This window comes from Oceanobacillus manasiensis (genome assembly GCF_000724085.1).
Classification (GTDB): Bacteria; Bacillota; Bacilli; order Bacillales; family Amphibacillaceae; genus Oceanobacillus_B; species Oceanobacillus_B manasiensis.
On the sequence record NZ_CCDL010000001.1, the window covers coordinates 261809 to 280685 of the forward strand.

Sequence of the window (18877 nt, forward strand, 5' to 3'; positions counted from 1 at the left end):
TTAATGGATTCCTCATAATACATTTCTCCATCCCTAACCAAGGAGAAATCCCCCTCCTCGTTTTTATACACCAACTAATATTGCGATTAGCCAAGCGAACATGTGAAATCTGAAACCTTTTTATATATTCTATCAGGCTCCCCTGTAAATTCACTAGTTTGGAATTCAGGTAGCCATTGCACGCCAATAGTAAATACGTCTGCACGCTTTCCCGCTTCGATGTCAGCGTTACTATCGCCAATAAACATTGCTTCGCTTTTCTCGATATTCAAATCTCGCAATGTATTAAGAATACCTTCAGGATGTGGCTTTGCATTCCCTACATCATCTCCCGTAACAATGGAGTCAAACCATCCTTCATTCATTTCTAATGCTTTGAGGGAAATACCCAAGCTTGCTCTAGACTTCCCTGTGATGATTGCCAATTTATATCCGCGCTCTTTAAGCGTCTTTATCATGTCCGTAATTTCCTGGTCAGGCTTCACTAATGCTTCATGATGTTGTTCATAAATTTCAAGAAAGCGGTCAACTGCTTTCTCCTTGTCTGTATGTTGCAGGTTACCCCGAATTATTTCCGGCTCGGGAGGCCCAAACATATTCCTTACATCTTCATCCGTCAGTTCTTTCCCGTCATACATGTGGAATACCTGTTGAAAAGCATAGTAGGCAACGGGTAATGTGTTAGCTAGTGTTCCGTCAAAATCAAATAAAATAGCTTTCATAGCGGTCCACCCCTTATCCAAAATTATTTACTTCCTCTTATAATCACTTCTCAGCAGAGAATACATATATAGATCATCAAACTTCTTTCCATTAAACTCATAACTTCGTAGCAAGCCTTCCTTAATAAAACCATTTCGTTCTACTAGCTTGAGTGATGCAACGTTTGGCGGCTCGATTAATGCTTCAATGCGTTGTAAATCCATCTCACCAAACCCATATTTCAATATCGCTTCGATTGCCTCACTTGCTATACCTTTTCCCCAATATTGCTTGTCTAACTCATAGCCGATTTGGGAGCGAAAATGTTGTGCCACATAGTTTAGAAAACCAAAGCTGCCAATTACTTCATCCACCCCTTTAATTGTAATACCCCATCTAACTCCCGTTTTTCCAGCAAATATAGAATCATACCAGGCTATTTCGCCGAGTGCCTCCTCTTCTGTTTTAAAAGGCAATAATCCGTAATGCTCCATTACATCCTTATCAGATAAATATTTCAACATACTTGCTGCATCTGTTTTATGTATTCTTCTCAATATCAAACGCTCTGTCTCTAGTACAGGGAAATCCTTTAGTATCTTCTCCATAACAAACTCGCTCCTTTTGACGTTCACCACCTGAAAATCCTCTCTACCGAGATAATTTTCCCACTGGTCACTATATTCTGACATATTAATTATATACTAATCCCGCAATGAAAGGCACCATTATAAAACCCTTCCACTCATATTCTTAACATCTTAATCCCCTGAGATTTTAAAACATGATTAAATGCTGGTTTGAATAGAATGATGAAGGGGGTTGTCCTAATAAGCGTTCATTAGAGCCTCCATAGGGGGAATCTAATGACACACCTACTAGCAAAAACCATAATCGTCATAGCTGGAGGGGCTCTTCAAGGAATGGGTATGGGGCTATTTTTGTTTCCTCATTTCATACCATCTGGTGGGGCTGGAGGGATCGCAGTATTGTTAACCTATTGGTTCCATTTCAATACAGGGCTCGCCTTATGGCTGGTCAATGCCTCCATGCTCTTGCTTGCAGTAAAGTACCTCGGAAAAAGGGTTGCGGTCTGGACCGTCGTTGGAATAACGATGACTTCGGTATCTATTCTGTTTTTCGAACAAACTTTTATTATAGCGAATCGCAATCTATTCTTGGATTTTTTCTGTGGCTCGTTGTTACTTGGTACAGGGATAGGGCTGTTAATGCGACAAGGGGTGTCTAATGGAGGTGTTGGGGTAATTGCCCTGATTGTTTCCCATAAAAGGAGTATCTCTCCAGGGCAACCATTATTCTGGATTAATTGCTGTATTTTTATATTTACTGCAGCCGTGATCGATTGGAAAATCATCCTTCTCGCGCTTGGAAGCCAATGGATTTCTACAAGAATGGTTAACTTAATATGTCAGCTAAATTTGTACCAAAGTTATACGATCAGCTGGAGAAGGAAATAAAGGACACCTGCTATGTATTGCGCCCTAAATTGCCAGGCACACGGATTAAAAATACGAATATCGAATTGCTGTTTTCTTTTCATCTTTCCCATCCATTCCCTTTACATGCAGTAAAAAGAAAACAAGCAAAGCTACGATAAACGTAAGAGCTGCAACCGATAGAAACATACCAGTTCTAGACCAATCCATTAAACGTGTAAACACGGGTGGGCCAAGTGCCACACCAAGAAATCGAACAGAACCGTATAAGGACGTAACAAAGCCTCGACGTTCCTTCCCTACAGCCCCCGTGATAATACTATTCACACACGGTAGTACGAGGCCAGATCCTACACTACTAATGGCCAGCACGATAAGAAAAGGAACCAGCTTTTCGAAAAAGACAAGAAGGCCATAAGACAGCGTCATGAGTGCAAGTCCAAGTACTGCTAATCGTTTCATCCTCATTAGATTCTTTCCAATTTTACTTCCCGTTATATAAGAAGTGATAACCATGACAAGTAAAGGAATTGCTAGCAGAAGACCTTTGAGGACTCCATCTATTGAGTACTTCGTCTCTAGCACATCGGAAAGAAAGAATAAGATTCCAAATAGGGTAAATAGGCAAATCCCCCCTGCAAGATAGGTCGTAAAGAGCCACCTTCCCTCGTGTTTAAAGACACTTACCAATCCTCTAACATATTTTTTAAACGGTGGCGGCGCTTGTTTGAAGCTCTTTTCTTTAATAAACAGCCATACGAGGATCAAAGATAGGAAGCTTATGATGGGAAAAGCAAAAAAGACAAAATACCAGACAGCCAGGGCGATCAAGGAGCCAAAAATAGGGGATAAAACCTTACCGAGTCCATTTGATGCTTCAAAAATCCCCAAGACTCTACTTTGTTCACCACCCTTAAACAAATCTCCAGTCAATGCCATCGCAATTGGCGCTGTCCCAGCCGCCCCAATACCTTGTAATATCCTTCCAATTATGATCCATGTATAAGAATCCGAAAATACGGCTGCGCCCAATCCTGCAAGTAACCCGCCCAAACCGAATAAGAACAGGGATGGAAGAATAATTGCCTTTCTTGAATAGCGATCAGAAAGATATCCTACAATCGGGATAAAGATGGCAGCAGCAATAGAAAACACAGTGATCGTTAAACTAACCTGCATTTGTGATAGATCTAATGAGGATTTCATTTCAGGAAAAATCGGGATCAACATGGAATTACCAAGTGTCATTATTAAGGGGATAGAACCAATTGCAAGTATTGTCATGCCCTTGTTTGCAGCCTTTACCATCACGTTACTCCTTCACTCTAATATCCTTTATTTGGTATTAATTGGTGGATACACAATCCAGCCCTTTTCCTTCGTTAGTTTTAATAGCTTCAGCTCGTATTCTTCCTTTTGTGTATTAAATTCTTCAAACATGGTACGAAGCTTCTCTTGGAAACTAATTCCGATGATATAACTAGATGTCATTCGACCCGTTACAAGCTCCTTTTGTACAAGGCCAGCAATCTCCGGGTCATTGAAGCGTGCACCAGCTGGAATATCCTGTGTTTCCACATTTGGCCGATCCGGCGGTGCGGGCGGCAGGCGAATTCCAGTCTCCTTCAACAAGGTTTCTACTTGTTGCTCTTCCTGGGTAAAACCATTTTCCAGTACGTCCTCCAATAACACCTTTAAATCGTTGTCCCCTGTATGATTAATTAAAACCTGCATGGTGACACAAAAGCATTTTGCATTATAAAGATAGGACCAAAGATTATAGACCTCCCCTGCGTGAAGTGCCTCCTCTTCATTTCTGCTACTATGCATACTCATCATACCTCCCAAGGATCTAGTCGATAAATCCTTCCAATAGAATACATTCCTTCTATGTAGCTTCCCACACAGAATAAAAAATTATGTTGCGTATTATTTTACAATGGACAGGAACCTACTTTTCATTCAAACATAGGCTAAAACCAGATAAGAAAAGCGCAGATCCTCTATTTGCTTGATTTTCTTCCACTACGGGCGCTGTGCAAATTTATGATAAATGAGGTTCGATCAATGAAAAAGAAAATAAAGTTGTTGTTTATAAGTGCTATTTGTTTGTTCCTATTTGTAGGCTGTAGTCAGAATGGAACAACTGAAGTGGACTCCGAGGGGGACAAGATAATTCGAATTGGCTATCAGAAAAATGGACCTCTCATTATTTTAAAATCACTCGGCACCTTGGAAGAACGGTTAAAAGAGAAAGGATATACTGTCGAGTGGAAGCAATTCCAGGCAGGTCCTGCATTAGTCGAAGCGTTAAATGCAGGGAGCATCGATTTCGGTAGAACCGGAAATTCCCCACCCATATTTGCTCAAGCTGCAGACGCCCCGTTTGTTATGGTCGCTGCTGGCAAATCAAAATTTAAGGGAAGCGGAATTCTCGTACCAAATGATTCAGATATCCAAAGTACGAACGATCTAAAAGGAAAAAAGGTTGGCTTTGCGAAAGGCTCGAGTTCCCATTATTTAGTGGTAAAAGCATTGGAAGAAGCAGGATTACAGTATGGCGATATAACGCCTGCCTTTTTATCACCAGGTGATACGAGAATTGCTTTTGAGCAAGGGAACATTGATGCAATGGCAGTATGGGATCCTTTTACAGCCTCAACAGAGCTACATTCTAACGGCAAGCTTCTAATAGATGGAGAAGGATTAACCACAGATCGCGACTTTTTCATCGCAACAGAAACATTTGAAAAGAATCATCCAGAAATGATTGACATTCTATTAGAAGAAATACAAAAATCATCTGATTGGGCTAATAGTAATCAGGAAGAACTGTCAACGATATTAACTCCCATTCTTAACATTGAAGAGGATTCTATTCTGAAGTCAATTAAGAGGCGAACATATGGAGTCGATGAAATAAATGAAGAGATCTTAAAAGAACAACAAGAAATTGCGGACACCTTTTACGAACTGGATATTATTCCGAAAAAAATCCAGGTGAAAGATGTTTTGGCGAATAACTGATGAAACAAAGGAGGGCCAGGATTGTGAAATTTTCAACTAAAGGAGTCTCAGAGAAGCTCATACCATGGCTAGTTCCGATTATGCTACTAGTTGGCTGGCAGCTATTTTCCGTACTAGGTATCATTCCCTCCCGCATCCTTCCAGCTCCCACACAAGTATTTCAAGCGGCAATTGACTTATCCGCCACAGGTGAGCTGATGAATCATGTTTCTATTAGCCTTGGCAGGGCATTAATTGGTTTTCTCATTGGCGGGATTATTGGATTTGCGTTTGGCTTGTTTAATGGTATTTTTCGTTTTGCCGAATTATTCTTTGATACCTCCATTCAAATGCTACGAAACATTCCACATTTAGCCTTAATCCCTCTGGTTATTTTGTGGTTCGGTATAGATGAGACCTCCAAGATTTTCCTTGTCGCGCTTGGTGTGATGTTTCCAGTATATATAAACACCTACCATGGTATTAAATCTGTAGATAAAGGGTTAATTGAAATGGGAAAGGCCTATGGTTTAAAGGGAAAAGCATTGTTCTTTCATGTCATACTGCCTGGAGCCATGTCTTCCATCCTTGTCGGTGTACGCTTTTCCCTTGGCGTTATGTGGTTAACTCTTATTGTAGCAGAAACAATTTCCGCACATTCCGGAATTGGTTATATGGCGATGAACGCAAGGGAATTTATGCAAATGGATGTGATTGTTCTAGCTATTGTACTCTATGCTTTATTCGGAAAATTATCGGATGTCATTGCCAAGCTGTTTGAAAGGAAATTGCTTCGTTGGAATGGAACGTAATGAAAGGAGGCAAGAAATTGAGAGAAAAAGAACCGACATTTCATATTGAAACAGAGCATGTTGAAAAGAATTACCCCGGAAGAAGTGTGTTAAAGGATATTAATTTATCTATTAAAAAAGGGGAATTTGTTGCAATCGTTGGCAAGAGCGGCTGCGGAAAGAGTACCCTACTACGTTTGTTGGCAGGTTTAGAAATGCCTAGTAAGGGACAATTGACCATGGATCAACGACCGCTAGCAGAGCTAAATAGCGAAGCGCGGATGATGTTTCAGGATGGCCGTCTACTTCCCTGGAAAAAAGTAATCGATAATGTGTCGCTTGGCCTCACAAAAGAAGGAAAAGATAGGGCTAAGAAGGCATTACAGCTCGTAGGCCTAGAGGACAGAATGACAGATTGGCCAGCCAAGCTTTCCGGCGGACAAAAACAGCGCGTTGCCTTGGCGCGGGCGTTAGTACATGAGCCTTCTCTTTTACTGCTTGACGAACCTTTAGGTGCACTAGATGCATTGACCCGATTAGAAATGCAGGCACTTATTGAGGACCTTTGGCAGCAGAAAAAATTTACAGCCATTTTGGTAACGCATGATGTGGAAGAGGCAGTAGCTATTGCAGATCGCGTTATCGTCATTGAAAATGGTTATATTAGTCTGAACCAGTCTATTGATTTACCAAGGCCTCGCCAGCGTACGAGTACACCATTTTCTATGTATCTGGATCAAATTTTAGACAGAATAATGGGACGCACACAGCAAAGAAAGATCACGCTACTCCGTTCTTATCCTAATACTACGAAGGTTTAACGTTCCTATAATTTAGAAGATGTACTCTTCAGACCGGGACCTCTCTCGAAGGGGCCTTTTTCTTTTGTTAATTCAAGAATGATAATTGATAAAAATTTATTGATTAACAATAAATACTATAGTAAGATGTAGAAAAACAAACAGGATGAGGTGTAGGTTATGAAACAAGGAACAACGCTGTTTTTGAAGTCTGCTATAGTCATTATTGGGATGATAGTACTCGCTCTAAGTATTTTTTGGCTACCATATCAGGCGAATTTTTTCGCTGAAATGTATCCCGAGTTTGCTTATTTACAATACCCTTTATTAATTGGCTTACTTGTTACAACCCTTCCGTTCATCTTTGCCTTGTACCAAGCATTAAAGCTCTTACGCTATATTGATTACAATAAAGCTTTCTCCACAAAGACTTTATCTTCTTTAAAAAATATTATGTATTGCGCTTTAGTCATTGGTGTTTTGTACATGGTAGGATTTATCTCCCTTCTATCCCTAAATGCTGCCAATCCCGGAATATTGCTTATCGGTTTAGTGATCATCTTCTGTTCCGCAGTCATAGCTTTCTTTGCTGCGTTATTACAGAGCCTTTTAAGTAAAGCTTTACAACTCAAAACAGAAAATGAATTAACCGTATGAGGGGACAGTTTCTCCATTGTTATTCCTTGGAGAGTATCTAGATTTTTTAGTATATGATGATTGAAACTCACATAAGAAAGAAGTATCTTAGGATAAGAAACAGCAGGACTTTCACTTCTCAGCTAACCAATATAGAAGAGGATGGGGTAAAGCATGCTACAAAAAGCCACGGATATTTTTAATGTGAAGTACCCGATTATTCAAGCACCAATGGCCGGGGGTGTAACCACTACTCGTTTGGTAACAGAGGTCGCAAATGGGGGTGGCCTTGGAATGATTGGAGCAGGTTATATGTCACCTAACCAGCTCCGAAAACAAATACAGGAAGTGCAACAATTAACTCCCAATCCTTTTGGAGTAAACCTATTTGTACCAAATGAATTTCATGTAACAGAAGAGGAAATATTGGCTGCTAACGAGAAACTTAACCAGTTTCGGCTTACGTTACAAATACCAGAGAAAAAGATTGTTGAAAAACCGGATTTTAATGATTTATATAACACTTTTTTGGAGCAAGTTGATGTAGTGATAAAAGAGAATGTACCCATTTGCTCCTTCACCTTTGGGGTACCTACTACGGAAGTGATTGATCGCTTAAAACAACACGATATACTTCTTATGGGCACAGCTACTACGGTGAAAGAAGCTATTGCCTTAGAGAAGGCTGGAATGGATATCATTGTTGTGCAAGGTAGTGAGGCTGGCGGTCACCGTGGCAACTTTTTGAAGTCGAATAATGAAAGTATGATGGGCATAATGTCACTTATTCCCCAGGTAGTCGATAATGTCAGTATCCCAGTCATTGCTGCTGGAGGTATTATGGACGGTAGAGGCTTCATGGCATCTCTTTGCCTAGGAGCACAAGGGGTGCAAATGGGTACAGCTTTTTTGACATGTTTGGAAAGTGGAGCAAATGAGCTACACAAAACTGCCATTCTGAACGCAAAAGAAGACCAAACTGTTGTAACCCGCTCCTTTTCCGGAAAGTGGGCAAGAGGAATACAGAACGAATTTATCTCCTCTATGAGAGCGAATGAACAACAATTACCAGCTTTTCCTGTACAAAATAGCCTAACAAAGGATATTCGAAAGGCTGGTGCTAGTCAGGGTAAACCGGAATTCATGTCCCTTTGGGCCGGTCAAAATGCCACAATGGCAAAGAAACAAACCGTCGGTATGCTGATGGAATCGATCATTGCGGAAGCGAAAGGGTTAGGATTTTCTACTTAAAGGCTTTATACATTGGCTATGATTATACCCTCTACTATGTTCTTGCTACATAGTAGAGGAACTTTACTGAGGATCACGTAAGATCCACGGGATTTTTGATTCAAACTCTAGCCAAAGGCCAGGCATTGGTAAAAAATCCTTTTCACTTGGTTCTCCTTCCGCAAACCCAAAAGTAAAATTTCCTAAAGTAGCCGTGTTTTCAGAAGTCCAATCAGAATCCAAACAATACTCTCCCTCTACTAATCTTCCTGCCAGATAATAATGCCCCATATAAAGGTGTAATCCATCTTCCTCCTCACCAAACTCTGATAATAAATCTGGTTTTGTTGGATCAATACCTAACTCGTTAAAAAACTGCGTAATCTGAGGATCCATCTGTGTACAAGCTTCTCTATAGTTTTTACAATCTACGCAATTGCAAAGTTCCTGATCTTGTTTATAGTATTCTTTCGTCCTACCTACATCTACTTCTAGCAACCATTTAAATAGATGGATTTTTTCCATACTGGCTTCCCCTATTCTTCATTTTTATTTTTTACCAATGAATGTGGATGGAGCATCCCCTCATCGTTAAACACAACATCATAATTCATATCTTTCCCTGTGTAAGGAAGCTCTATATTTAATAGTTTTTTCTCTTCGTCATCATCCACTAACAGCACCATTGCTTCATAACCTTCTCCATCCGCTGGGAATACATTAGCTATTGCCTCCTTCGATTTTAGTGCTTGATCTATTGCCTTCCTAAGCTCAAGCAGTCCTTCTTTATTTCCAACGATATATGCTTCCTTATGCCAGGAGTCTTGAGCATAGATATGTAAAACATTTGTGCCTTTTAATTCCCACGTCATAAACCTCGCCTCCACCTTCTCTAAATATAGATATATTACGGTGCACGAACGGTTAAGTTTCATTTGTAGCATTTGTTGTGAAGCTATTCAGAACTTCCCTAGTAATTAACTTTCAACTAGAGATAAGAGTGAGCTTCTGAGGACTAAACTTTTTTTCTACCTTAACCGTTAAATAACCAAGTACATAAAAATCAGAACCCTTCACACATGGGTTCTGATTTTTGTACTTACACAAACTAATTTGTCCTCCTCGACCTAAAACGAATATAATTCCCGACCGTAAAGATAAAACCAATTACCAACATAATCATTATTCCTGTTATATAAGTGATATCCGTATTCCAGGTTTCCAGTTGAATCTCATGTGAAATTACCTTATCTATATCCAAATAGCTAAATGGATTATACGGATGCTGAAATTGCATACCTACAAAACAAATGACACCAATGATAATTGTATTAAAAATCGGTTCTTTACTAAATTGAGAAACCAGATAGTACAACGAATAGATTAATAGACTCATTGCTAAGGCGAACCACACCGTCTTGCTTAAGTATTCTTGTAATGTGATAAAATGAAACGTATCTTCCATAGCATTCTTCCACATATCCTCCGTAGTATATCCATCATAAATTAGCACAGGATAATCTAAATAGCCAAAGCCATGCATGAGCGTTCCTACTATCAAAGGCGCCACTATCATCAACATGAAAAAAAGTAGAATTCCCAAATAACCGGTTAGATACTTTGCAACGAACAGCTTTGTCTGATTTAATGGCAACACTTGATGGAATCGAATACCATTATTTTTCTTCGTTGTCTCCGAAGAAAGAGTGTTACCAAATATAAAGCAGCCCAGTAAGATAATAATTGGAATATAGAGTGACTGGATTAACTGATAGATATAATATATTCCTTGTTTTCCGTAGCGATCTGTCATTTCTTCCCATATTTCCAGTGTTTTACTATCAAAGTCTTCATAAGCTGTACGCAAATACATGTCATATATCGTATTTTGAATGAATGGGTCAATTTTATGGTCTAACATATACTTCCGTTCTTCAAAGGTTGCTCTAAGGGTGAAATTCGTGATCTCACCACCACCTTCAGCTATAAAAACGGCATTCTCATATTGGGAAGGGTATGCGTAAGTTTCAAGGCTATCTAACTCCCTTTGGTAAAGCACTTCCCATTCTTCATCCACATATGATTTTTTTGCACTCTGATACTTCTCCACACTTGTACGATAATGCTCCTCCTCCATGGTTGCTTGTTCAATTAAATCTTCATCTTCTTCTTTGATCGCCTTTTCTTTCGCTAATCTTGAATCTTCCGCACTTTCTAAAGACAGATTTATGAGAAAATCATAATGGTTAATGACCTTCTGTTCTACGTTATTGGCCAGGCTTAAATGAAAAAAATAAATTCCAATTGTTGCTGTTAAACTCAAAATTAGCAGTACCCATGTTGTTTTCTTTTTCAAGATCTTTTTCCACTCAAACAAAAATAATTTCATCATCGATATTCCCTCCTTTTGCTTGTTAGGATGGCGAAAAGGAGTAAGATACTAGTTAAAACAAGGCTTAAAACAGCACCTATCCAGGAAGCAGTTTCCGATAGTATGACTGCTTGACCTAATTCCTGATAGCTCCACGGTATAATAGGATGGATCACGCCATTACTTGTCATAATGAAATTAACAACAAACAGGATGAGTAGTACGATGTGTACGACTAATGTACTTTTCAATAAAAAAGAAAGAAAAATAAAGAAGCTCATTAATAAAATCAAATAGAAAAGGCCGAAGAAAATGGATTGGGTTACATACTCACCCATAGTTATAAATGTCATCTGCTCTGTATACAAAGGATATTCAAATGGGTTTGCTAAATCCTTACCTAAAACCGTTGAAACGGCATATGCAGCCAATAGTACGAGACCAAACCAGATTGCTCCGCTTAATACCATACTCAACCATTTCGATAGCACCAATCGATGGGAGGAAATAGGTAAACCATATGTGAGTTTAATGGTATGATCATCAAACTCTTTTACAATGGGCGTACCTATAATAACTACTAGGATAAAAAATCCAAATGTATTAAACAATAACTGCATCACTTGTTTCATAAATACAGCCGGTTGAATAGAAGCTTGAAGATCTTCTTTCGGTAACTCTTTTTGTAACAGCTCCTCATTTAGTTTCACTTCGTCTTGCATTTCTATTTCTGTCAAAGGATAGCGTTTATCCTTTGACAGATATTGCATTGCTAATTCATAGGCTTCATTCTCCAGTTGTAATGCAGAAAGGTCCTCACCGGCATCGACAGCAGCTCTTAGTTCTTGCAACTTTCGATATAAGGAAAGACCCAGCTCAACATTTTCCTCTAAGATGGGGTCTACTCCTTCCCCAATTTCCTCCAATGTGTCTCGGTCAGCATCTACTTGGGAGATCACATTCAAGGAATGTTCTCGAAACATTTCCATCTTCTGTGTTTTAACAATATCTTGGTAAAAGTAATTACGTGTAAACAAGCCCGCAATAAGTGCAATAGTAATAAGAAGAATGGCGATAAACGCCTTTGATTTCCATAGCTTTTTCCATTCGAATTGTATGATCTTCATCAGCTAGTCCTGCTTACCGAAGTACTCTTCATATAATTTTTCAGAACCTGAGACTTCTTTTTGAATATCTAAAATAGCTATCCCACTATTCTGAATTTGTTGGATGCACTGGTCTAAGGCTTCTTCTTTTACATCTACTTTAATCACTTTATCTTCTGTTTGAATGGAATATCCAGAATCGTTTAGTACTTTTATGCCCAATTCATAATTAGATAGTTTGAAGTGATAATGTGTTTCGACATGTTCCGTTCGGTCTATTTCTATTAATTTGCCGTCTTTTAAAAAGATAATTTGATTGGTTACACGGTCAATCTCTGCTAAGTTGTGAGACGAAAGAATGATAGTAGTTCCTTGCCTTTCTAAATCTAACAGTATTTTTCTCATTAAAATAGCACTAGAAGGATCCAGTCCAGTTAATGGCTCATCCATAAACAACAGCTTCGGCTTGTTAACTATCGCTACCGCTACAAGTAGGTGCTGCTTCATACCAAGGGAATAATCTCCTACCTTTTTTCCTAAGTAGCTTTCCATTCCAACATATTCTGCAACTTCTTTAATTCTACTCTTAGGTAATTTATGTATATCGCATACGTACTTTAAATGGTCATATCCTGTTAAATAGTGAAACAATACGGTATTATCTTGGAGGTAAGAAATTTGTTGAAATACTTTATATTCTTTGTTGGAGACACCTAGAAGTTCTATCTTTCCGGAGTTAGTCGGGATGATGTTACAAATACAATTTAATAACGTCGTCTTTCCCACACCATTAGGGCCGACTAATGCCCATATGCCTGGTTTATCAAGACGTAAATCGACATTATTAATTACTTGCTGGTTTTTATACTTTTTATTTACTTGTTGTAGGTCTAGAACTGTGATTATAATCACTCCTTTTTATTGTAAATTAAGTTAAATTATACCACTAAGTTTGACGTTTGTTTTGCAAAATTTCAAACATCGACAATTTTTATCTCCATATCCTCTGAACATGATGAAGCTCTTGGCTATCAATGGTGAGTTTATAAATATCTGGCATTTCAAGTTGATTCCAAAATTCGAACCCATATTTTTTGTCGAAAAAGTTCATCATTAAAACCATGATGTTCCCATGTGTACCTATTACGACATTTTTTCCCTGGTTACTTTCTAGAACGTTCAAAGTGGCATTTACACCCCTTTTTTGAGCAACCCCGTTTGATTCGCCGCCAGCCCATGAAAATTCGTAGTCTTCCCAAACCTGCGTAATAGCCTTTGTAAAATCTTCTACAGGCTTTTCTGCAAGGATCCTTTCTTTGAAGTCATCAAATATTTTAACCTCATTACCTATGTACTTTGCAATTCCTGCAACTGTTTGGATGGCCCGCTTATAAGGACTGGAATAGACAGCATCAATAGCTTCACTTTTAAGTAATTCCGTTACTATATTTGCGTCATTAAAGCCACGTTTAGATAAAGGTCTTCCCAACTCGTCTGGCGTATAGATAGAATGAGCATGTCTCACAAAATATAAGTTTGTGGGCAAAAGAACTCCCCCTTTTAATAATAAGATCTTAACTTGCATGTATTGAAGCGTGGCAACCAACAAATCACCCATTCCATAGACGGTTGAAATTAGCGCCGGTCTCTGTAACCCTTAAATGATAAACATCAGGATTACGTAAACTCATCCATTTTTCGAAACCAAAGCTTTTATCATAGACGTTTAGTAATAAGGAAATAATCCCTCCATGCGCCACAATCACTGTATTTTCAGCGTCACTAACTACAACCTCATCGACTACCTCTACAATTCGCTTCGCTGCTTCGTTACTTGATTCTCCCCCTTCAAACTTAAGATCCGTATCGTTAAAAGTCGCTTCTAGCTTTTCCATCCAATCCGTAAGAAAGGTAGAGCTAAGTACGCGTTCGGCTAAACGACTATCTACCTCAATATCTATATCCTTGTTTTCTGCAAAGGGCTTAATCGTCTGGATAGCCCGTAGAAAGGGGCTGGAAATGATTCTATCTACCTTTAAATCCGACAAGAATTCAGCTAATTCCTTTGCTTGAATGGTACCTTCTTCTGTTAATGGAGCATCAGATGCTTGTCCTTCCGCTTTGCAATGTCTGATTATGTAGATGTTTTTATTCATGGTTCCTCCCCTTAAAACGCTTTTCCCGTTTCATTTATAGATAACCACCGCGATAATACTTTAATTTACATCACCTAAGTAAACAGGCGCTTCCTTCCCTTCATTATAGTCAATGATGCACTGACGTAGTGTTCGAGGGTAAAGTCGATAATTCAATAACTCGGATAACGACAACCATTCCACACCAATTTGTCCATCATCAGGTACAGTCCCATTTCCTATTTCAGTACTTCCTTCTGCAATCTCACATAAAAACATATACTCCAATCGGTGAGCTTCAGAATCAAACTCATAGTGTTCATGATTTTTTCCAATATACTCCCGTATAAAGATCAGGTCTCCAATTTCTACAGCTGCATTAATTTCTTCTATGCATTCTCTTTTTAATGTTTGGTGGAGCGTTTCTCCAAATTCCTGTCCGCCACCAGGTAAAATATAGTAATAGCCATCTTGGTCCTGTTTTTTAATTGCTAACAATTGATCGTTCTGAATAATAATCGCCTTTGCAGAGTTCCTAATCCCCATTTTCTCCCCTCCAAAATCTTACAAATTTCTATTTCTCTATCTTACAACAAAAAGAAACAAAAAAGGCAAACTTTTCTATTAATTCATGTGAAAAGTTGCCTTTTATGTCTGATTTGCAATTAATTATGTCAAATAGAGAACTATTTATTTAGAATTTAATTTAATGTAATCCTCATAAAGCATACTCATAATAATTTCATCTGAATACTGATTTCTCATATATAAGGACTGCCTTAATACTCCTTCTCTCTTAAAGCCAGCTTTTTCGTAGGAGCGTATTCCTCTTGGGTTATGAGAATAGACCTGCAACTCTAATCGGTTTAGTCGCAACTCTTCAAAGGTAAATTTCTGAGCAAGCATTACAGCTTCAGTTCCATAACCTTTTCCATAGTTATCCTTATTATGTATTGCAATTCGAAACATCGCTTTACTGTTATCTCGGTCGATATCATTGATTGCTAGGTCACCTATCATTTGATCGTTTTCTATTAAGCAGATCGCGAAGTCATGTCGAGTAGAATCTTTGTTAAACCGCTCATAAGCTGTTTGAACTTCTTCCTTTGTAAACACCTTACGCGTGCCAGTTAAATAGAGTCCTTCCTCATCATGAAGACTGTCAAAAATCCCATCTATGTCCTTATCTTCAATCGGTCTTAAATATACATTGTTACCGGTGTTCATAAGAAAGCCCTCCTAACGAGCATATAAAATTTTGAAAGATATTAAATAAACGATTAAGCCAAATACTGGAATTGATGCTGTAGAGAACATGGGATACCAAACATAGTCTAGAAAATATGTTGGAATGAACATATAGGATCCTAGAATAATGAAGGTATACATTAAGATAAAACCGAAGGAAAAACGTACTGCTCGTCCAGTTATATCCACTGCTCGTTCATCGGAAGTATCATATTCTGGTAGTAGGTAGTCCTCCACTTTTGCTTGCTTACTCTTATTTCTCTTCATAACCACGATTTGTATGACATTTAATATAAAAAATAAGATAAAGATAACTAAAAATATTATCCCCGCTTGGTTGCTAATATTTACAGAAAACCCATCAATATATCCTCTACCTAATAACTCAAACTTTTGTTCAACTCGTACAGAATCATAGACCATAACAGCTAATGAAACAAAAAGTAATGACCTCAAAATTACGGTGAATGTTAATCTCATTCGTCATCCCCCTCCTTATAAAATATACTCTCAATTGGTTCACCGAAGACTTCAGCAATATTCATAGCTAGGAGTAAAGAAGGTATGTAACTCCCTTTTTCTAATGAAACAATTGTTTGCCTCGTTACACCAATTCTCTTAGCTAATTCCCCTTGTGTAAGATTGAATCGAGCCCGCAATTCTTTCACACGATTAACAAGCAACTAAATCACTCCTTGTTTTACCACTCCCTAATTGTAAAGTTAACTATACATTATGTCAATTCAACTTTACACGTCTAACTTATAAAAGTACTATAATTAGAGATATGGAGTTATGAAACGATGTATTTATTCATTCAATATACAACGTTATGTTGTTTAACGACGGGGCAGGGAGTGCAAGAATAAATACGAACAGTATGTTAAAATTAGGAAACTAAATATTAAAAAGAAGGTAACTTAATGGAGTTCATAACAGAAAAATTATTATTTATAGCTTTGTTCATTTTTATCATTCATTCGATAGAAACACTTGCTTATGCAGTAAGGCTATCAGGCGCAAGAGTTAAAATGATAGCATCAGCACTATCTCTCTTTAACATCATGGTTATCGTTTCAAGATTAGCTAATATGATGCAACAACCATTTACTGGGAGTATTATTGACACTGCCCCAAAAGAAAACACTCTGGAATTTGTAGAAAATCAATTTCGCATTCTTATAGGAGCGTCAACGGTTGGCACAGTTGTTGGAATAATACTACTCCCTACTTTTATAGCTTTGTTTTCAAGAGCAATTATTCATTTGTCAGAGGAAAAAGGTTCTGTTCCCTCTTTAATAAAAAGAATGTTTTCGTTAGCGTACATAAAGCGTGGTATAACACATTTCAGCCTGCCAAAGTTTTCATACTTGCAAGACACAAGAATTAAAGATATTCCAATAAGACTATTCTGTGTAAATATGGTAATAACAGCGATATATACGATTGGTGTATTATCAGCATTATATGCAGCTTTATTAGCTCCCGAGCGAGCTTCTACAGCTATCATGGCATCCGGCTTAATAAATGGAATAGCAACAATTCTTTTAGTTATTTTTATAGATCCGAAAATATCTGTGATAGCAGACGATGTAGTAAATAAACGAGGGAGTTACAATAAACTAAAAAGTATATCGTTAATGATGGTAACTTCACGATTATTAGGTACAATCCTTGCTCAATTCTTATTCATTTGGGGAGCAAGATATATTGCATGGTTTACTAAATTCATTGCGTAATGAATAAATAGCTTATGTCAGTACCGGGGAGGGATTTTCATGGGGAGTTTAATTTTATCCGGGGGCGGAGGTCCTAGAGAAACACTGGAAATAAACAAATATTTTGCACAAGAGATCGATAATAATAAAACGATATTATATATACCTATTGCAGGGGACCCCGAGTATAGAACGTATGAATCCAGTTATAACTACATGAACAGTGTTTTTAATCCACAAGGAATAAATGAGATTACAATGTGGTTGGATATAAAAAATAAAACTATTGATGATATGAAGCAATTTTCAGCAGTTTACGTTAGCGGCGGAAATACTTTTAGCTTACTAAATGATTTAAAAAGCACGAGGTTTGATGCAGTCTTAACACAATTCTTAATAGAAGGTGGAACCATATATGGTCAAAGTGCTGGGGCAATAATATTTGGAAACAATATAAAAATTATACCAGATGTAAATTTAAACAACGTAGGTTTAAAAAATTTCCATGCTTTAAATCGTGTAAAGAATTGTTGCATTTGGTGTCATTATAAAAAAGAAGACGACGTAGTGATAGAACAAGCTGTTAAAGAATATGGTCTTCCTGTCATTGCTATACCTGATGGAACGGCAGTAATTCTAAAGGATAATAGAATTAGGGTTATTGGAAATGAACCTGCTTATTTATTTGAAAGCTATAAAAAAGATTTATTGACAGAAGAAGTTTTTCAAACATATCTAGCTGAGATTAAACCTTAATCTTATTCTTAAACTGCCTGATTATCACGTGAATTATCTTACAGCCGTTAACGATATTAATAATTGTCGAAACCTCTCCAATCCCTTTTACTGACTGTGTAAGATAGTAAGCATTACGTGTACTTGCTGTAAATTTAATAAACTACCCAATAAAAAATATACTTATAGTTTCCGCATTTTATCTCCTGATTTAATAATAATATTTATCCCTTTCGCTGACCCATTCTCTATGTGGTTTTCCATATTTGATACATCTATATCCACGTCTATTTTTACTACCTTTTTCTCATTACCTTCTAACCTTACTTCATAAGGGCTGTCTTGGTTCATAAGTGATAGCATGGACACCTCATGATCTGCATAGTATCTTTCCTGAAATTCAACAGTGAATTGGTTTACACTACCTCTATAATTTTCAAAAGGTAGTTCACATTCTCCGTGCAACGTTGCATCATCAATCATTTCAAATTCACAACTACTCCAGTCACTCTCATAAGAAATAGCGTAGATACCTGTAGCAAATGTTTTTTGATAAAGATTAGCAAGCATCATGGGCAAAAACATTGAAATAAGAATAGCAATAAGGACAGCACGTGCGTGATATTTCTTTAATGATTTGGTAAGAAAAATTAAACTTGCTAACAACAGAACAAGTGAGGTAATCCCCACAAATTGCAACCCATTAACCGTTTTAATTGGTATGTTCAATATGGAAGCAATCGTCTCACCATAAGGACTTTCGTGTGGAAAAGGAAAATTTAACACCATAGATATAATAAAAAAAATAAGTGCAATATAAAACATTTTTTTACTTTTAAGCATAAAAATTCCCCTAAAAATTCAAAAACCCTTTTGCTCTATCTTACAACAGAGGAAGCAACAATTGTTTTAATTCACTAATTTTTCTATAAAATGGTGGTA

General features: G+C 37.7%; 24 protein-coding genes. 8 read left to right on the forward strand and 16 right to left on the reverse strand.

Annotated elements, in window-relative coordinates; genetic code table 11:
• Positions 1–86: 86 nt before the first annotated feature.
• Positions 87–722: an HAD family hydrolase gene (locus BN985_RS01400; protein ID WP_042220652.1), complete on the reverse strand. Its 636-nt coding sequence runs from the start codon at positions 720–722 to the stop codon at positions 87–89.
• 27 nt (positions 723–749) lie between these two features.
• The gene (locus tag BN985_RS01405) at positions 750–1310 is read right to left on the reverse strand and encodes a GNAT family N-acetyltransferase (RefSeq protein ID WP_042220653.1); all 561 of its coding nucleotides are present in this window, start codon (positions 1308–1310) and stop codon (positions 750–752) included.
• A gap of 258 nt (positions 1311–1568) precedes the next feature.
• Between BN985_RS01405 and BN985_RS01410 the strand changes: the two genes are divergently transcribed.
• Positions 1569–2180: a YitT family protein gene (locus BN985_RS01410; protein WP_042220654.1), complete on the forward strand. Its 612-nt coding sequence runs from the start codon at positions 1569–1571 to the stop codon at positions 2178–2180.
• A 45-nt stretch (positions 2181–2225) separates the two neighbouring features.
• Here the strand turns inward: BN985_RS01410 and BN985_RS01415 are convergent, their stop codons facing one another.
• Both BN985_RS01415 and BN985_RS01420 read right to left on the reverse strand, forming a co-directional pair.
• Positions 2226–3467 carry an MFS transporter gene (locus tag BN985_RS01415; RefSeq protein ID WP_042220656.1) on the reverse strand — a complete coding sequence of 414 codons (1242 nt, stop codon included), beginning with the start codon at positions 3465–3467 and terminating at the stop codon, positions 2226–2228.
• 27 nt (positions 3468–3494) lie between these two features.
• On the reverse strand, positions 3495–3989 hold the full coding sequence (locus BN985_RS01420) for a DUF3231 family protein (protein ID WP_232225514.1): 495 nt from the start codon (positions 3987–3989) through the stop codon (positions 3495–3497).
• 237 nt (positions 3990–4226) lie between these two features.
• On the opposite strand from BN985_RS01420, the gene BN985_RS01425 reads away from it, so the two are divergent.
• From BN985_RS01425 to BN985_RS01445, 5 genes are all read left to right on the forward strand, one after another.
• The gene (locus BN985_RS01425; protein ID WP_042220658.1) at positions 4227–5186 is read left to right on the forward strand and encodes a sulfonate ABC transporter substrate-binding protein; all 960 of its coding nucleotides are present in this window, start codon (positions 4227–4229) and stop codon (positions 5184–5186) included.
• Positions 5187–5266: 80 nt separating this feature from the next.
• On the forward strand, positions 5267–5977 hold the full coding sequence (gene ssuC, locus BN985_RS01430) for an aliphatic sulfonate ABC transporter permease SsuC (protein WP_232225565.1): 711 nt from the start codon (positions 5267–5269) through the stop codon (positions 5975–5977).
• Positions 5977–6777, forward strand: coding sequence for an ATP-binding cassette domain-containing protein (locus BN985_RS01435; protein WP_042222825.1), 801 nt, complete (start codon positions 5977–5979; stop codon positions 6775–6777). Before ssuC ends, BN985_RS01435 begins: the two co-directional genes overlap by 1 nt.
• Positions 6778–6936: 159 nt before the next feature.
• On the forward strand, positions 6937–7413 hold the full coding sequence (locus BN985_RS01440) for a DUF2975 domain-containing protein (protein ID WP_042220660.1): 477 nt from the start codon (positions 6937–6939) through the stop codon (positions 7411–7413).
• A 153-nt stretch (positions 7414–7566) separates the two neighbouring features.
• Positions 7567–8643, forward strand: coding sequence for an NAD(P)H-dependent flavin oxidoreductase (locus BN985_RS01445; RefSeq protein ID WP_042220661.1), 1077 nt, complete (start codon positions 7567–7569; stop codon positions 8641–8643).
• Positions 8644–8706: 63 nt separating this feature from the next.
• Here BN985_RS01445 and BN985_RS01450 read toward each other — a convergent pair whose 3' ends face one another.
• The 11 genes from BN985_RS01450 to BN985_RS01500 form a co-directional block, all read right to left on the reverse strand.
• Complete coding sequence (locus BN985_RS01450) at positions 8707–9147, reverse strand: hypothetical protein (RefSeq protein WP_042220662.1); 441 nt, start codon at positions 9145–9147, stop codon at positions 8707–8709.
• 11 nt (positions 9148–9158) lie between these two features.
• A complete protein-coding gene (locus tag BN985_RS01455) occupies positions 9159–9494 on the reverse strand; it encodes a hypothetical protein (protein ID WP_042220663.1) in 336 nt (111 codons plus the stop codon).
• A gap of 236 nt (positions 9495–9730) precedes the next feature.
• Positions 9731–11014: an ABC-2 family transporter permease gene (locus BN985_RS01460; RefSeq protein WP_042220664.1), complete on the reverse strand. Its 1284-nt coding sequence runs from the start codon at positions 11012–11014 to the stop codon at positions 9731–9733.
• A complete protein-coding gene (locus BN985_RS01465; protein WP_042220666.1) occupies positions 11011–12120 on the reverse strand; it encodes an ABC transporter permease in 1110 nt (369 codons plus the stop codon). The genes BN985_RS01460 and BN985_RS01465 overlap by 4 nt, the downstream gene beginning before the upstream one ends.
• A gap of 3 nt (positions 12121–12123) precedes the next feature.
• Positions 12124–13011, reverse strand: coding sequence for an ABC transporter ATP-binding protein (locus BN985_RS01470; RefSeq protein ID WP_042220667.1), 888 nt, complete (start codon positions 13009–13011; stop codon positions 12124–12126).
• A gap of 79 nt (positions 13012–13090) precedes the next feature.
• Positions 13091–13645, reverse strand: coding sequence for a histidine phosphatase family protein (locus BN985_RS01475; RefSeq protein ID WP_042220668.1), 555 nt, complete (start codon positions 13643–13645; stop codon positions 13091–13093).
• A gap of 64 nt (positions 13646–13709) precedes the next feature.
• Entirely contained in the window at positions 13710–14255 is a 546-nt protein-coding gene (locus tag BN985_RS01480) for a histidine phosphatase family protein (RefSeq protein ID WP_042220669.1), read from the reverse strand.
• 60 nt (positions 14256–14315) lie between these two features.
• Positions 14316–14780, reverse strand: coding sequence for an NUDIX domain-containing protein (locus tag BN985_RS01485; RefSeq protein WP_042220670.1), 465 nt, complete (start codon positions 14778–14780; stop codon positions 14316–14318).
• Positions 14781–14924: 144 nt separating this feature from the next.
• Entirely contained in the window at positions 14925–15461 is a 537-nt protein-coding gene (locus BN985_RS01490; protein ID WP_042220672.1) for a GNAT family N-acetyltransferase, read from the reverse strand.
• A 12-nt stretch (positions 15462–15473) separates the two neighbouring features.
• Positions 15474–15962 (reverse strand): hypothetical protein, encoded by a 489-nt coding sequence (locus BN985_RS01495; RefSeq protein WP_042220673.1) that lies wholly within the window; start codon positions 15960–15962, stop codon positions 15474–15476.
• The gene (locus tag BN985_RS01500; RefSeq protein WP_042220674.1) at positions 15959–16165 is read right to left on the reverse strand and encodes a helix-turn-helix transcriptional regulator; all 207 of its coding nucleotides are present in this window, start codon (positions 16163–16165) and stop codon (positions 15959–15961) included. The genes BN985_RS01495 and BN985_RS01500 overlap by 4 nt, the downstream gene beginning before the upstream one ends.
• 240 nt (positions 16166–16405) lie before the next feature.
• Between BN985_RS01500 and BN985_RS01505 the strand changes: the two genes are divergently transcribed.
• Both BN985_RS01505 and BN985_RS01510 read left to right on the forward strand, forming a co-directional pair.
• Positions 16406–17221: a lipid II flippase Amj family protein gene (locus BN985_RS01505; RefSeq protein ID WP_042220676.1), complete on the forward strand. Its 816-nt coding sequence runs from the start codon at positions 16406–16408 to the stop codon at positions 17219–17221.
• A 39-nt stretch (positions 17222–17260) separates the two neighbouring features.
• Positions 17261–17956: a Type 1 glutamine amidotransferase-like domain-containing protein gene (locus BN985_RS01510; protein WP_042220677.1), complete on the forward strand. Its 696-nt coding sequence runs from the start codon at positions 17261–17263 to the stop codon at positions 17954–17956.
• Positions 17957–18118: 162 nt separating this feature from the next.
• Here BN985_RS01510 and BN985_RS01515 read toward each other — a convergent pair whose 3' ends face one another.
• Positions 18119–18778 carry a hypothetical protein gene (locus tag BN985_RS01515; RefSeq protein WP_042220679.1) on the reverse strand — a complete coding sequence of 220 codons (660 nt, stop codon included), beginning with the start codon at positions 18776–18778 and terminating at the stop codon, positions 18119–18121.
• Positions 18779–18877: the final 99 nt, after the last annotated feature.